This window comes from Paraburkholderia caffeinilytica (assembly GCF_051027425.1).
GTDB lineage: Bacteria > Pseudomonadota > Gammaproteobacteria > Burkholderiales > Burkholderiaceae > Paraburkholderia > Paraburkholderia caffeinilytica_A.
In genome coordinates this window covers 1,717,712-1,731,215 of the sequence record NZ_CP186553.1, presented here as the reverse complement: position 1 = coordinate 1,731,215, position 13,504 = coordinate 1,717,712, and the positions used below count along the sequence as shown (strand labels likewise).

Annotated in this window: 14 protein-coding genes; all 14 read right to left on the bottom strand. The window is 62.0% G+C overall.

Going from position 1 to position 13,504, the window contains the following annotated elements:
* Window positions 1–116: 116 nt before the first annotated feature.
* A complete protein-coding gene (locus ACOSV0_RS28155) occupies window positions 117–320 on the bottom strand; it encodes a hypothetical protein (RefSeq protein ID WP_434115674.1) in 204 nt (67 codons plus the stop codon).
* A gap of 35 nt (window positions 321–355) precedes the next feature.
* Complete coding sequence (locus tag ACOSV0_RS28150; RefSeq protein WP_434115673.1) at window positions 356–712, bottom strand: hypothetical protein; 357 nt, start codon at window positions 710–712, stop codon at window positions 356–358.
* A gap of 45 nt (window positions 713–757) precedes the next feature.
* On the bottom strand, window positions 758–1,519 hold the full coding sequence (locus ACOSV0_RS28145) for a hypothetical protein (RefSeq protein WP_434115672.1): 762 nt from the start codon (window positions 1,517–1,519) through the stop codon (window positions 758–760).
* Between the two features lie 146 nt (window positions 1,520–1,665).
* On the bottom strand, window positions 1,666–2,556 hold the full coding sequence (locus ACOSV0_RS28140; RefSeq protein ID WP_434115670.1) for a peptidylprolyl isomerase: 891 nt from the start codon (window positions 2,554–2,556) through the stop codon (window positions 1,666–1,668).
* Window positions 2,557–2,651: 95 nt separating this feature from the next.
* Window positions 2,652–3,074: a hypothetical protein gene (locus ACOSV0_RS28135; RefSeq protein WP_434115668.1), complete on the bottom strand. Its 423-nt coding sequence runs from the start codon at window positions 3,072–3,074 to the stop codon at window positions 2,652–2,654.
* Entirely contained in the window at window positions 3,071–3,619 is a 549-nt protein-coding gene (locus tag ACOSV0_RS28130) for a YbjN domain-containing protein (protein ID WP_434115666.1), read from the bottom strand. The genes ACOSV0_RS28135 and ACOSV0_RS28130 overlap by 4 nt, the downstream gene beginning before the upstream one ends.
* Before the next feature lie 32 nt (window positions 3,620–3,651).
* Window positions 3,652–4,341, bottom strand: a complete 690-nt coding sequence (locus ACOSV0_RS28125) for a hypothetical protein (RefSeq protein ID WP_434115664.1) — start codon at window positions 4,339–4,341, stop codon at window positions 3,652–3,654.
* Between the two features lie 7 nt (window positions 4,342–4,348).
* Complete coding sequence (locus tag ACOSV0_RS28120; RefSeq protein ID WP_434115662.1) at window positions 4,349–6,163, bottom strand: putative porin; 1,815 nt, start codon at window positions 6,161–6,163, stop codon at window positions 4,349–4,351.
* 107 nt (window positions 6,164–6,270) lie between these two features.
* The gene (locus ACOSV0_RS28115; protein WP_434115660.1) at window positions 6,271–6,993 is read right to left on the bottom strand and encodes a TonB family protein; all 723 of its coding nucleotides are present in this window, start codon (window positions 6,991–6,993) and stop codon (window positions 6,271–6,273) included.
* A gap of 9 nt (window positions 6,994–7,002) precedes the next feature.
* A complete protein-coding gene (locus ACOSV0_RS28110; RefSeq protein ID WP_434115658.1) occupies window positions 7,003–7,413 on the bottom strand; it encodes an ExbD/TolR family protein in 411 nt (136 codons plus the stop codon).
* A gap of 10 nt (window positions 7,414–7,423) precedes the next feature.
* Complete coding sequence (locus tag ACOSV0_RS28105) at window positions 7,424–9,208, bottom strand: DUF2341 domain-containing protein (protein WP_434115656.1); 1,785 nt, start codon at window positions 9,206–9,208, stop codon at window positions 7,424–7,426.
* 117 nt (window positions 9,209–9,325) lie between these two features.
* On the bottom strand, window positions 9,326–10,879 hold the full coding sequence (locus ACOSV0_RS28100) for a ShlB/FhaC/HecB family hemolysin secretion/activation protein (protein ID WP_434116180.1): 1,554 nt from the start codon (window positions 10,877–10,879) through the stop codon (window positions 9,326–9,328).
* A 380-nt stretch (window positions 10,880–11,259) separates the two neighbouring features.
* Window positions 11,260–11,859: an adenylyl-sulfate kinase gene (cysC, locus tag ACOSV0_RS28095; protein ID WP_434115655.1), complete on the bottom strand. Its 600-nt coding sequence runs from the start codon at window positions 11,857–11,859 to the stop codon at window positions 11,260–11,262.
* A gap of 13 nt (window positions 11,860–11,872) precedes the next feature.
* Window positions 11,873–13,039, bottom strand: coding sequence for a TIGR03032 family protein (locus ACOSV0_RS28090; RefSeq protein ID WP_434115653.1), 1,167 nt, complete (start codon window positions 13,037–13,039; stop codon window positions 11,873–11,875).
* Between the last annotated feature and the right edge of the window lie 465 nt (window positions 13,040–13,504).

Below are 13,504 nucleotides of genomic sequence, written 5' to 3'. Positions count from 1 at the left end.
ACCGGTTTCAATTTTTCTTTCCCGTTGCTGCCGCCCGCGCTGGTCCATCACGCTTTCTCTCCTCCGTATCGTTCAACCCGGTCAACCGAACCGCGCACGCTTCCCCAAGCAGTCCGTCATCCCGCGTGACGTGCGAAAACCAGAATCGCCCTCAGTTCATCCAGCGTAAATCGACCATCCAGCACGATCCCGCCGCACTGCCAGTCTGGACGGTCGCCCACGTTATCCCAATCGATCCAGCCACCGGCACCTCGCAGGATCGCTCGGGCGTGGCTATATGTACCGGTTGCTACTTCACTCTCAGTTTCGCTGTCGTACATGACTTGCTCTCCATCACAACACCGGATCATGATCATTACCGCGGCGGCACGACCTGCAGCGCCGGCGGCCGTTGTGGTGTCACCGACTTTCCCCAGTTCGCACCGAAGCGGTTCTGCTCGCCCGACAGGTTAAAGGTGCCCACCTGGTTTGATGGTCTCTTTGCCAACGCTTCGGCCGCCGTCTGCGATGCGGCACCGCCCGCGATCGGTGTCGGCGCCAGTTGCCGGTTGAGGCAGCCGTACGACAATGTGCGTACGCCGTCGACCTCCGCATCGACGCATACCGGCTTCGAGGCCGGAGCCGGGGCCGTCGCCTGCGCCCACGCGATGCCGGCGAGACTCAGCCCCACTAGCGTCACCAGCGTATGTCTGCTCCACTGACAAGCTGTCATCGCACTCTCCTGACTTCGCCGACGTCCGCTCACGACGGCACATCGCTACCTGTCGCGCCGATCGTCAATGCCACGATTCAGATGCCCCCATCCGCGCGCCACAAACTGCCTGAACTCCGCAACTTCCGCCGGCGATAATTCCGGCGCCGGTCCGTCGAGCCATGCGGGCCGACTCGTCACCTCGTTCCAGTACAGCACCTGCGCGCCGGTAGGAAACGGCGTGAATTCCGGCTCCCCGTACGCCACCAGGAAAAGCCGGGGCGGCACCGGCCGAGGCTTCCACAAGTCCGCCACTTCCTGAACGCTCGTGTCGAACCAGAATCGCACCCAGGCTGCACCTTTCGCATCATTCGGCAATCGCATGAACCCTGCCAGCACGAGCAACACCACAGGAACGTCCTCCTGTCGCAACGCCGCACACGACCACAGATTCAGCACGTCGGCATACGCGATCACAGTCGCAAATCTCTGCACGGTCAGCGATGGCAGAAGCCGTCGCGCAGCAACGTAGTGATGCGTCCAGCAGCCGATAAAATGCTCCCGTTGACGCCCACCCACTATCACGTCGCGCCGTTCCTGTGCCGCCAGTTCCTTCGGCTGGTACGTGCTGGTGGTCAGCACGCAATCCGCATCGTTGGTGCGGTGTTTGTGCCGGAGATGTCCCGCTGTACCGGCAGCATGGCGTGCGCCGCGTGCCGGCGCGAGCTCGGTCTGGCACAGCGGGCAACGTGTGAGCGGTCCCACATCCGTCGCACCGGCGGCAGCGAGCGCGGCCAGATAAGTCTGCGGGTCGATTGTGATTTCCATGCGTGCGTGAACGCCTCGGGCGCGTTCAGGATTCGGGCGCCCGGCATGTGAATCGCTGCCCTGATGTCCGGTGAGGGGGTGCGCGGTCTGCGCCACGGTGTTCTCCTTGTCTGTTGCTGCGTGCCCGCTGTCCTGAGCGCAGCGCTTTATTGCACCGCTGCCAACGCCTTCTTCAGCGCGCTCTCATTGATCGTCACCGTGGTGGGCCCCGCGAGCTTTGCCAGATACGCCTGGGCATTCTGTTGCGTACGCTGTTGCCGCAATACCGCGCGGATCTGTTCCTTCACGTCAGCCAGCGGCCGAAGACCAGGCGGGCGTGTATCGACCAGTTTGATCACATGGAATCCGGCTGCTGTCTGGACCGGACCCGCCACATCGCCGACTTTCAGTTTTCCGACAGTCTGGCGAATCTCCGGCACCAGACTGGTTTCAGGCGTAAAGCCCATGTCGCCGCCATTCGCCGCACTGGTTTTGTCCTGCGAATTCGCCTTCGCGAGCGTGGCGAAATCCGCACCGGATGCCTGTGCCTGGCGCGCCAGATCCGTCGCCTGACGGCGCGCCTTGTCGATGCCCGCGGCATCCGCAGTCGACTCAGTTGCTACGAAGATCTGCGCGATACGCAGCATGCGCGGTGCGGTAAACGCCGCGTGGTTCTGGTCATACGCGCTCTGGATATCGGCATCCGACGGATAGTCGGCCGGCGGCGCGCTGACCGAAGCCAGATAGCTGCGCACAATGATTTCGCGCTGTGCATTCTCGACGGCCGCCTGCACCTGAGGCTGCTTATCCCAGCCTTTGACTTTCGCCTCGGCGAGGACCGACTTGTTGGCAAGCTGCGCGCGCACCATCTGATCCAGTGTGGCGGGATCGGCCGCGAGACGGAGACGATTGTCGGGGCTCAACGGTTTGATCAGCCCTTCGATATCTGCCTGTGTGACCGACGTTTTACCCAGGCTCGCGATCACATCGCTTTGCGCATACCCTGCCAACGGCAGGCTCAGGACAAGACCACCCAGTACCATTGCAAGTTTCTTCACCTTCACTCCTGCTGCAAAATTTTGAATGACAGAACATCGCGGCCTGGTCACAGGCGTACCCCTGAGCGGCCTGCTCCGCGCATGTTCCGCTCCGGTCAGAGCGCGGCCCCGAGCATGAGCCGCACAACGAGGGGCTGCGCCATACCGTGCGGTGGCTTCGCACCGATGTTCTGCGCCAATAACACTTGCCGAAGCTCAGCGTCGGCCTCGCTATCTCCCAGCGAGTCGAATTCGACGTGGCTCACCCGGCCGTCCGGTTCGAACCACGCCTTCACTCTCAGGACCGGCGGCGCTCCACCCGCAGCATCCGACGCACTCTGCTCGAAGCGCGCATAAACCCGCTGCACCGCGTCACTCTCGAGAGCCGCCTGGAACTGCTGCGACACGCGTTGCGCATAGGCCACCCACGCCTGCGGCGCCTTATCCACTGTCACAACGTCCGATTGGGCACGCAGACTGCCGCTCACGAGCGCAAGCAACGCGGCGAAAAGCGCTCCGATCCGGCCGCCGGATATCATTGCTGCGTCGCCTTGAGCCCGCTCTCGCCCGTGCCCGCCGCTGTCTCGCCAGACTGACCGGCACCTTGAGCTTCGACTGCCGCCATGGCGGGCCGATTGCGCAGATGCAGCAGGAACTCCTGAATCAGCCGGTCCCATAACTCGATCGTCGAGCGGAGGTGCCGTTCCGTCACGCCGCCCACCACCACGTCCATTTCGAGTACCAGGAACTGCGCCTGCACCCATAACCGCGCAAAGCGCTTCGTGCGGTTCCAGCCGGAAACAATCTCTGCGGGCAACTCGCCCTGTACTTGCAATGCGCAACTCAGCGTGTAGTCCAGATACTGTCCGTCCTCGGCGCCGCGGTTACCGAAGCGCACGGCGAAACCCACGCCCTGGCTCGCACTCATCAATTGCACGAGACCATTCTGTTCGGCGGCCGTGACGCGATAGCCGGCCGTCTTGAAGATGTCGCCCAACTGTTCGACGCTGACGGCTTCGATGACCGCCTCGGCGGTCTGATTCATTGCCGCCTTCCCGATCGCATCCCGCTCTTCGTTCGTCATGGTTCTTTCCTTTGATTTCAACTCAGTTCACCTTATTTAGATGCGGGGGACGCTGCAGATGCATCTGCACGGGGAGCACTGGCAGGGCTCGCCGCCTTTGCCGCGGGGTCGAACCTGCCCGCGTACATCTGGTCGCCGTAACGCTGCGCGATCTCGTCGTATTTCACCCGCGCGCCCTGTGCGAACGGTTCGCGCGAGCTCAGAAAGCTGCCGAGGCCCACGTGCTCATATGCATTCAGCACTTCCTGCCCGACCTGGTAGAGCTGGGCGTTTTTCGCTTCACACGTTCGTAACTGCTCTGCCTGCGTGTTGCCTAACGCCTGCAATTGTGTGCGCTCAGCATCACGCGAACGTGACAGCGCAAGCAGTTCTTCATACGAGGATCTGTATTTCTCGAGCTGTTGCGCGTCCTTCGCGTGACTGGACTTCTCGGCCGTCAACGCACGCTCCGCATTCGCCTCCGCGCCCGACTTGCCCTTCGCGGCCGCCAGATCCGCCTGGGCCTGCTTCAGGTCCGCAAGCGCCTTGTCGCGTTGCTGCTCAGCCGCTGTCCTGTCGGCCTGCAATTGCGCCTGCGTATCCTGCAGTTGCCGAAGCTCCTGCGTGGTCGAACGCAACTGCGTACGCAGTTTGTCCTCGATGCTCTGCGCCGAGGCCGGCGTCATCGCACAGAACCAGACTGCCGCCGTTCCGGCCGCCACGATCACCCGATGTTTTCGCATGATCACCTCAGAACCGTGCGTTCAGTTCAAGCTGCAGCACATCGATCGACAACGGCGCACCGTACACTTCCCGCGCGCTCAGATAGCGTGCCGACAACCACGTGTCGCGAGCCACCGCATACGCCGCGCCGAGGATGTACCCCTTCGCGTTGGTGCCGCCCAGGTGGAAGTCCGGGTCCGTGAACGCGTCCAGCGTCGCATCGGGTTGCAGATACTTGTAGGCGATCGAGAAGTTCCATTCACCCTTCTTCTTCGGCTCCGGCTCGCCGATCGTCGCCTTCGCCATGAAACCGTTCGGGCCGCTCTTGAAGTCCGATTGCGATACGCTGGCCGAGCTCGAATCGTAGTTGTTGACCGGCAGCGACGCCGCGCTGAACGCCTTGTTCTCGTTGTAAGCCAGGTTGCGCACAAACTCGCCGTCCAGCCGCAGCTTCACCCGGTCGGCCACCACCGTGTCCCACTGCGCCTTCACGTCGAAAAGCCGGTAGTTGAACGCAAGGCCAAAGAGCTGCGGATCAGGCGTCATGCCGGGAGCCAGATTCGGGTTCTGCACGATGTTGCGCAACGCGATCATCGTGTTGCCGCCCTGGATGAAGGCCGGCGCCTCGTTATCCGTGCTGCAGCTCGTTGCGCCTAAATAAAGCGCGCACGGCGAGGAAAGCGTGCCGCGCATATTCTGGAAGTCGTAGTACGCGACCGCGCCCTTTACACGGTTCTGCTCGTTGATCTTCCACTCGGCGCCGACCTGTGCGCCGAACATCCACTTGGTGTCGCTACCCGTCTTCTGGATGCTGTTCGACGGGAAGCCGTCGCTTGTGTACTGGATCGGGAAAACGCCCAGCGTGCCGAACAGCGTCACGTCCGGATCGGCCGGCAGCGCGTGACGGAAGTTCGCCGCGAGACCGTCCATCTCAAGGTCGTTGGAGAACAGCAGATCCGACGAGAAGAACGGGTTGTCAAACCGGCCACCGATGACATTCAGCCAGGGAGTGGGTTGATACTTGATATAGACCTTGTTCAGCCAGATATCTTTCTTTGCGAAGCCGCCGCCGGCTGTCGACGTCGTCGACACCGGCCCGCTATCGTTGCCGCTCGCGAGCTGGATGCCCGCGGTGAACTCGTCGGACAAGGTTGCCGTGACGCCCAGACGCGCACGGTAACGCTCCAGGTTGTTACGGTTCTGGGTCGAGTTGATGGTCGGCAGATTCGTGTGATTCGTATTCGGGTTGATGTCGAAACCACCGCCCTGATTGATCGCCGCGAAGTTCGTGAAATCGTTCGCGTTGTTCGGCGAATAGAAATGGTATTCGTCCCGCACCCGCACGTCGCCGTCGATCTTGATACGCGAGACCCAGTCCGGGAACGTATTGGGCTGCGCCCAATTCTCGGCCTTGGCCTGAGCAACGACCTCCTGCTTGACCTGGTCGCGGATCTGGTCGCGCACCACCTGCGGCACGTACGGTACCGCCACGTCGCCGGGTTGCGTCGGTGCATTCACCACGGCCGGTGCGGCTACCGCGGCACGGCTGTTCGACGCGGCCTTCGCCTGCGCGGCCTCAGCCTGTGCCTGCGCGATCAGGCTGCTCGCATTTGCTTTCGTCAGTACGCCCTGCTTGACCAGCAGGTTGATCAGATTGATCACGGTGCTCTCGGTGGGCACCGCCGTCCCCGTAGCAGCCTGCGTCTCGAGCGATTGCGCGTGGACGCTGCCGGCGAGCGCCATGCCGAACCCGGCGAGTACCGCCAGACTGACTCGCGTGCGTCGTAGCCGACTGCCGTCATTTGCCCCGTTGCGGCCACCCCGTGCCGAATACTTAGACATTCCCATTCTCCACATAACGTGCTGATTTTTTACTGGCACCGTTCGCTCACAAAACCGTGCGCGAACCTGTTGTTGAATCCGTTACTGAATCTGCCCGAACAGTTCGCTCACCCCGGCTTGCGTCCCTGTAACTTGACAAGCTTTGGGTACACGATCCCCGGTGGTGGCGTTTCGTCCACCCGTCCCAGGTCTTCGATAGCCGCGATCACCGCGTCGTCGATCCGGGCGTCGCCCGTCGACTGCACGATCGTCACCTTCGTGATGCGCCCCGACGGGTCCATCCACAGATTCAGGCTGCCGGCAAAGCGCGCACCGCCCGCGTCCTGCACCCGCTTGTCCTGCTCGATCGCCCGCTGCAGCGTGTAGCCCAGGTATTGCGCGTAGCTCGCATTGCCGAAGCTCCCCGTGCCGCCGCCGCTGCCCACCATGCCGCTGCCGTCGCCCGAGCCGATGTTGAAACCGTCCGTACCCGCCTGCGCCGGCGCGTTCATCGTCATCTGCTTCGGCTGGTTGTCCGAAGGCTTCGGAACCTCGGCCGGCTTCGGCGCCACTGTCGGTTTATCGACCGGCGTCTTCACGTCGTCCATCTTCTCGGGCGGCGGCTTCTGTTTCGGCGGCGGCGGTGGCGGGGGCGGCGGCAATGGAATGACCGTCGTCACCTGGGGCGCGGTGGCCCGCTTCACACCTGCGGTATCGCTCGCGAAATGCCAGATCAGCGCGCCGACGCCGAGCAGCACCAGCCCCGCGATCACCGGTTTGAGCCAGCGCCGGGACTCCCCGTCGTCGTCATCCGGACGGTCGCCGCGCCCGTTGTCGTAGGTCATCTCCATGGCGTATCCCTAGCCGCCCTGATGCGCTTTGCCCGTCACCAGTCCCACCTGAGACAGGTCGAGGCGGCGCAGCAGGTCGAGCACGTCCATCACTTTCTGGTAGGCCACCGTCGAGTCGCCCTTGAGCACGATCGGGAACTCCGGCGTGAGAGCCTTCTGCGTGCGCAGCCGGTCCTCCAGTTCGGTCATGCTGACCGGATACGCGTCGAGAAATATCTGGCCGCTGTCGGACACCGTGATCGCTTTGGTCTGCGGTTTCGCGAGACTCGTCGACGAACTCGCCTTCGGCAGATCAACCTTGATGCCCTGCACCGAGGCCGTCGTCATGATGATGAAAATGATCAGCAGTACGTACGCCAGGTCCAGCATCGGCGTGATGTTGATGTCGTCATACGGCTTGTCGTCGTCCTGAACCTGCATGGCGCTCTCCTTAATCGGCGACCAGCGCGTGGTCCGCGTTATTGCTGTGCGCTTCCGCCAGACGCGTCACAAACTCGTCGACGAACACCTGCATGTTCGCGGTCACGTTCTTGTTGCGAATGAGCAGGTAGTTGTAGCCAAAGAGTGCGGGGATCGCGACGAACAGACCTGTGACGGTCGCAAGCAATGCGGCGGCAATACCCGGGGCAATGGCGTTGACGTTCACGTCGCCCGCGGCGGCAATCGCGGCGAACGTGATCATCACGCCGACCACCGTGCCCAGCAGGCCGAGGAAAGGGCCACCCGAAATGGCGATGGTCAGCAACACCATCGATTTCGACAGCCGCTGGTTTTCGCGCACGAGCGTGGCGTCCATCGTCGCGCGGATCGCTTCGATCGATTCGGCGGTGATCACGGTGCGGCCATTGCCGTCGACCCGGCTGTGAATTTCCGAAACTCCGGCCCGGTAGAGGCGATACAGCGACGACTGGCGCAGACGCTTGCCTTCTTCCGATTTCTCATCGGTGTGAGCGAGACCCACCAGGTGTCTGCCCGCTACCTCACGGAAGCGCCGCACGAAGAAACCGTTGGCCTTGTCGACGTTACCGACATAGGTCGCCTTGTTCCACATCACGACCCATGAGGTAAATGCCATGACCAGCAGAATGCCGATCACCACCCATGCGTCCACCGTCACCGACTTGACGATCACGCCAAAGTAGCCAAAACCGAAACCGGACTGCTTCTCATCGGTGCCGTATGAAACCAGTTTCGATTCGGCACCCTGGCTGAGCGCATCGAGTGCGATCAGCGTCGCCGGTCGCGCCACCTTCGAGAGGCGCAACTCATCGACCACGCCGTTGAACGACGTGAAACCGGCCGGCGCACCGGCGATATCGCCACCGACGGCCGCCGCGCCCGTCAGGGCAGGCAATGCCGCCGCCACCTGGGTGTATTGCTTGCCGCCGACATAAAGCGTCAGGTTTTTGCCGTCTGCCGTCACCGCCACATGAGTCCACTGGTTCGCCGCGACCGGCTGACCGGCCGGCGTACGAACCGGTGCCGGACTGCCTGCCGCGCCGTCCACCTCGGCAAAGGGCACGCCGTTGTCCAGGCCGATCAGCAGCCCACTCGCGCCGTCGCGACGGCTATAGAGCAGCGTGTTCGGTGCGAGCGCACCCGGCTTGACCCATGCACTAAAAGTAAAGCTGCCGCCCGCGCTCACGTTCAGCGAGGGGCTGGCCGGCAGATTCAGCGGGCCGGACCCGTCGAGCTGCGCCGCCTTGCCGACGATGCCGTCCTCGACCGTTCTCTCCGGTGCGTTCTGCGCGTTGTTCCCATACGCGGTCAGATCTTTCGGCGGCGTACCGGCCGCACCGTTGAAGTGATAGACCAGCGTGTAGTCCGGGTCGAACGTGTCGGCGGCCTTGCTGCCGTCCGGCGCTTTCTTGTTGCCGTAGTACATCCAGATGTTCTGTGCCGCGCCCGCCGGGAATTGCGGAATGTCGACCCAGATCAGCGCGACGCCAAGCACTGCGTCGTACTGCTCGATGTGGTAGTTGAGCGGCGTTTTGTCGTCGGCCGCGACGAAACGGATGTCCGCACCGTTATCCTCGAGTCCGTCGAACTGGAAGTTGCCTGAATGCAAACGGATCAGGAGCGGCACGCGACCGGCGGACTCCGTGACGTTGGCGCCCTTGGGCGTCGTATCGATCGTGATCGCCTTGCGATAGGACCAGTCGTTCTGCCACCAGGCGTTGGCCACGCCCGGCAGACACCCCATCAGCACTGTCATGGCTGAAATGAAAAGAAATAACACTCGCTTCACAGTCGTACTCCCCCGATAAACCGGCTGGATCGCGCCGGCACAACACTTTTGAAAACCGGTCAATGCCTGTCGCTCACGCATTGTTCAGAACGCCAGACGAACAAAGAAATCGAAACGCGGGCTGTACTGCTTCGTATAGACCCCCGCCTTGAGCGGCCAGCCCGCCTCAAAGTCCGCGCTCGCGTACTTCAACAACTGGATGCGCGTGCCGAATCCAACCGATAGCAGATTGAAACTGGAGGTCTGCTCCGGCAGCGGGCTGAGCAGCCACAGATGCGCGGCATCGACAAACGCGTGGAAGCGCCACTCATTGATACGGCCATCTACGGCGCCGCCCAGATACTTCGAGATGGACGGGCTGCGCAGTTCCAGCGAGCCGATCACGCCGCTGTCCGCGGTGTCCTCCGCCTGCATGTAGCCGCGCACGCTGTTCATGCCGCCTGCGGCGAACTGTTCGCTCGACACCAGCGGCGAGTTCGCCAGCTGCGCGCTCACATGTGCGTTCGCGTCAATGTCGTGACCGAAATGCTGCGTGTGATTCACGTCGAACTTGCCGTATACGAAATCCGGCGTCGCGTTGTAACGCTTGTTGTCGTATGCATTCCAGTCGCTGCCCACACCCCGGATGTTGGTCGTGAGCGACGCCGAAAACGCGGTCTGCGAGTTCTTCAGGCTCAGTTGTCCGTTGTACGAAAACGTGACCGGCACATAGGTCAGCGGCGCGGTCGACGTCTGTCCTGCCAGGCTCACGTTCTCGTCGTAGTGCTTACGGTCGATCTCTACGCTGGCCGACTGCGCATACGTGTCGCTGGACGGTAGCGCGTAGATCGCGGTAAAGCCGAACGTCGTGCCTTTGCCCAGCACATTGGTGCCGCCCAGCGAAGCGACATTGCTGTCCGAATGAATGACCGTGGCCAGGAAACTCCAGTGCGAGTCCCGCAACGGCGCGAGGTAGGAGAACGAATACACCCGCGCGTCTTCCGGATGCTGCGGCGCGATCAGGTAGGTGCCCGAGAGCACATGTCCGAGTTGCCACAGGTTCGAGTAGCTGAGCGACGCGGTGGTGCGCAACGAGGACGTATTGGGGCTATTGTCGTTGTTCAGTTCGAGGCTGCCGTGCAGCGGATTGTGATCGTCGACCTTCAGGTCGACGTCCACCGTCTGCGGCAGCGCACCCGGCTTGAGTACCGGGATCACCTGCCGGTCCGCCGAGCGGTTCAGGTCCGTCAACTGCTGCTGGGCCACCGTGAAATCCGGCACGCTGCCTTCGGCAAGCGCGGGTACCGCGTCGCGGATGTTCTGCGGCGAGTAGTATTTCGCGCCTTCCACGCGCAGGCGTCCCACCTTCGCTTCGACCACTTGCAACAGGATCACGCCGTTGTTCACGCGTTGCTGTGGCAACTCGACCACCACCGACTGATAACCCTTATCCTGATAGACCTTCTGCAGTGCGTCCCGCGCAGCGTTCACGTCCGAAAGCGTCTTGCCCGGACCTTCGAACGGGTAAACCGCCTTCTCGATATCCAGACTCTGAAGCGCCGTATTGCCGCGTACGATGTACTCGTTCACGTCGAATGTTTGTGGCGAACCGGCTGCCGGTGCTGCTCCTGCCGGCGCAGACGCCCCGGGCGCCGCCATGGTAGCGACAGGCGTGCTTCCGGTTGCCGGTCCGGCATTCTGGGCGCTTGCGCCAGGTGCAAACGTCAACCCGCCAACCAGTAGTGCCCCTGCGAAATGCGGTCCGAACCGGCCGTACGCGAGACCGTTTATCGATCCTTGCGTACGCGCGCGCATTCGCCCAGGCATTGGCTTGCGCGCTTCGTCGTGTGATTCCCCGATAATTCCTGGCGTCATGCGCCATTCCCCTTGTCTGTTCGAAATCGTCCGTCTTGTCGTCCGGCCGCCCAGCGATGACACGTGGGCGTTACATCGCGCACATGTCATCGACGTGACAATTAGTTTGTATTCCTAAAAACAACGTGCGTTTAGTCTTCTTCAGATTAACGACGTATCTCCCGCTATACCACTCGCCGACGCGGAAGCATCCGCACAGACGTTCGCACCATGTCGATGTTCGCGAACTCCCGTTCCACGAAATCCATCAACCGCGTCACGCACTCGTCGACCGTGTGCGCGCCGGTATCGACCACCAGATCCGGATTCAAGGGAGGCTCCCAAGGCGCCGACACCCCGGTAAAATCAGGTACCTCGCCGCGCCGCGCCTTCCCGTACAAACCCTTTGGATCGCGCGCCTCACAAACCTCGAGGCCGGCTTTGACATACACTTCCCGAAACCGCTTGCCGACAATCTCGCGCGCCCGCCCCCGCATCGCGGCCAGCGGCGCAATCAGCGCAACGACTGCAATTTGACCGGTGTCCGCAAGGACCGCGGCGACCTCGCTCGCACGCCGCACGTTCTCGTAGCGGTCGCGCTCCGAAAAGCCCAGATCGCTGCTCAAGCCCCGCCGTAGAACATCGCCATCAAGCACCGTCGCGCGGAATCCCCGAACCATCAGCGCCGTTGCCAGCGCATGAGCAAGCGTGGTTTTACCCGCCCCTGAAAGGCCCGTTAGCCACAACACGGGCGCATCGTCGAATCCCTCATCGTTGGGCACCATCGCGCCGGATGACCTAGCCTGCATGTGCTTCGCCCTCGTCCTCTTCAGCAGGCCGTGTCTGCCAGAAGCCACCGTTCATGGTGACGATCGACGGCGTCTCGAACCACTGCCGCGGACTGAGAATCTCCGCACGCAGAATGCCCGGCAGCACCTGCACGTCGAAAATCTCCTCGACGCCGTTGTAAAACTCCAGGATTCCAAGCACCTGTCCGCTCCGCGCATCCACGGCTGCCACACCCGCTACCAGTTCGTCGCGCTCCGCTTCGATCGGCAGCCCTTGCGGTCCGCGTTTGTCGCGCAGTCTGGAAAGCCCGATGAACAGCACGCCGCCGTATTCGACCAGACCGTGCGTAAAACCCGGCAGCTTTGCAACCACACGCTTCGCACCGGTGCCAGGATCGATCTGCAGCAACTGTCCACGTCCACCTTCGAGCACGTAGAGTTGCCTGTTGATCACGCGCGGCGAATGAGGCATCGATAACCCCGATGCAACGATCCGGCCCGACGGCACTTCCATCACGATGCCACCGTCGGCCATACCCTTGCGCCACCCGAACGGGGTATCGGTCTGCCCAAGCGCGGTCACAAAGCGCACCTTGCCGTCATGAAATGCCATGCCGTTCAGATGGCATCGGTCTCCAGGACCGAACTCCGTCACGAACGGCGGCTGCCAGATAGATGTGAAATTGAAAAAGCCGTCGATCACGCTGATGCACGAGTAGCGCGTATTGATTGCCAGCACGACGTTCTTGTCGAACACCATGTCGTGCAGATCCAGATCGCCGGTGTAGTGCGCGGTGCGCGGCACAAAAACCGCGTCGTAGTAATCCGGGCGTGCCGGATAGCGCGACGCGAGCGACGGGACATTGGCGAAAATCATCAACTCGTGACTCGTGGCGATCGCAAGGCGATTACCCGACACCGCAAGTCCCATCGAACGCGGCAACAGACAGGCGGATAACGTCGGAATGCCCTTGTCGACGCCGAGCAAGGCGACCCCCGACGGGCGCCGGCTGATCGCCAGCGTGCACTTCAGCGAGGCGAGCACCTCCAGAAAGCGCCCGTTGTCGCGCAGATTGATGAAAGGCGAGTCGGCTTCGCTCGCATTCGTCGACGGAACAACTTCGCCTTCCCCGGCCTGCAATGCGTCTGCCGACTCGCTGCCTTGAACCTGTTCCACGTCCCTGTGCCTTTCAGAACTCCACGGCGCCCTGATAATGGACAACACGTGGTCATGCAATAAAAAGGCTGCGCGGCATCAAAGAGATCATCGCGCAGCAAGGAGCGATCCGGTGCGCTATTAGCGCGCTCTTCAAACGTCTTCCACCATTCCCCGGGATGAAATTAGCCGGCAACAGCGATGCCCGGGTTCATACCTACATAGACGGAATGAGTTACCCGATACCGCATACTTTTTTTTGCGTCAGCTTCGCGCCGATGATCGCTGGCAATTCACCGGCTTGCGTTGCAGTGTTTCCGCCGGCTCATCACGTATCTGAATGGCTCGCTAGCGCCGATATGGGTTGAATTAAGTCAGACGAAAGCGCGTTTATGGTCCTCTTTCAATACGTTACTTTTTATGACAGACCTTAACGACTCTGAAATATGCGCTGCGCGTATTTTGTACAGGCAGTGAAGCCACTGA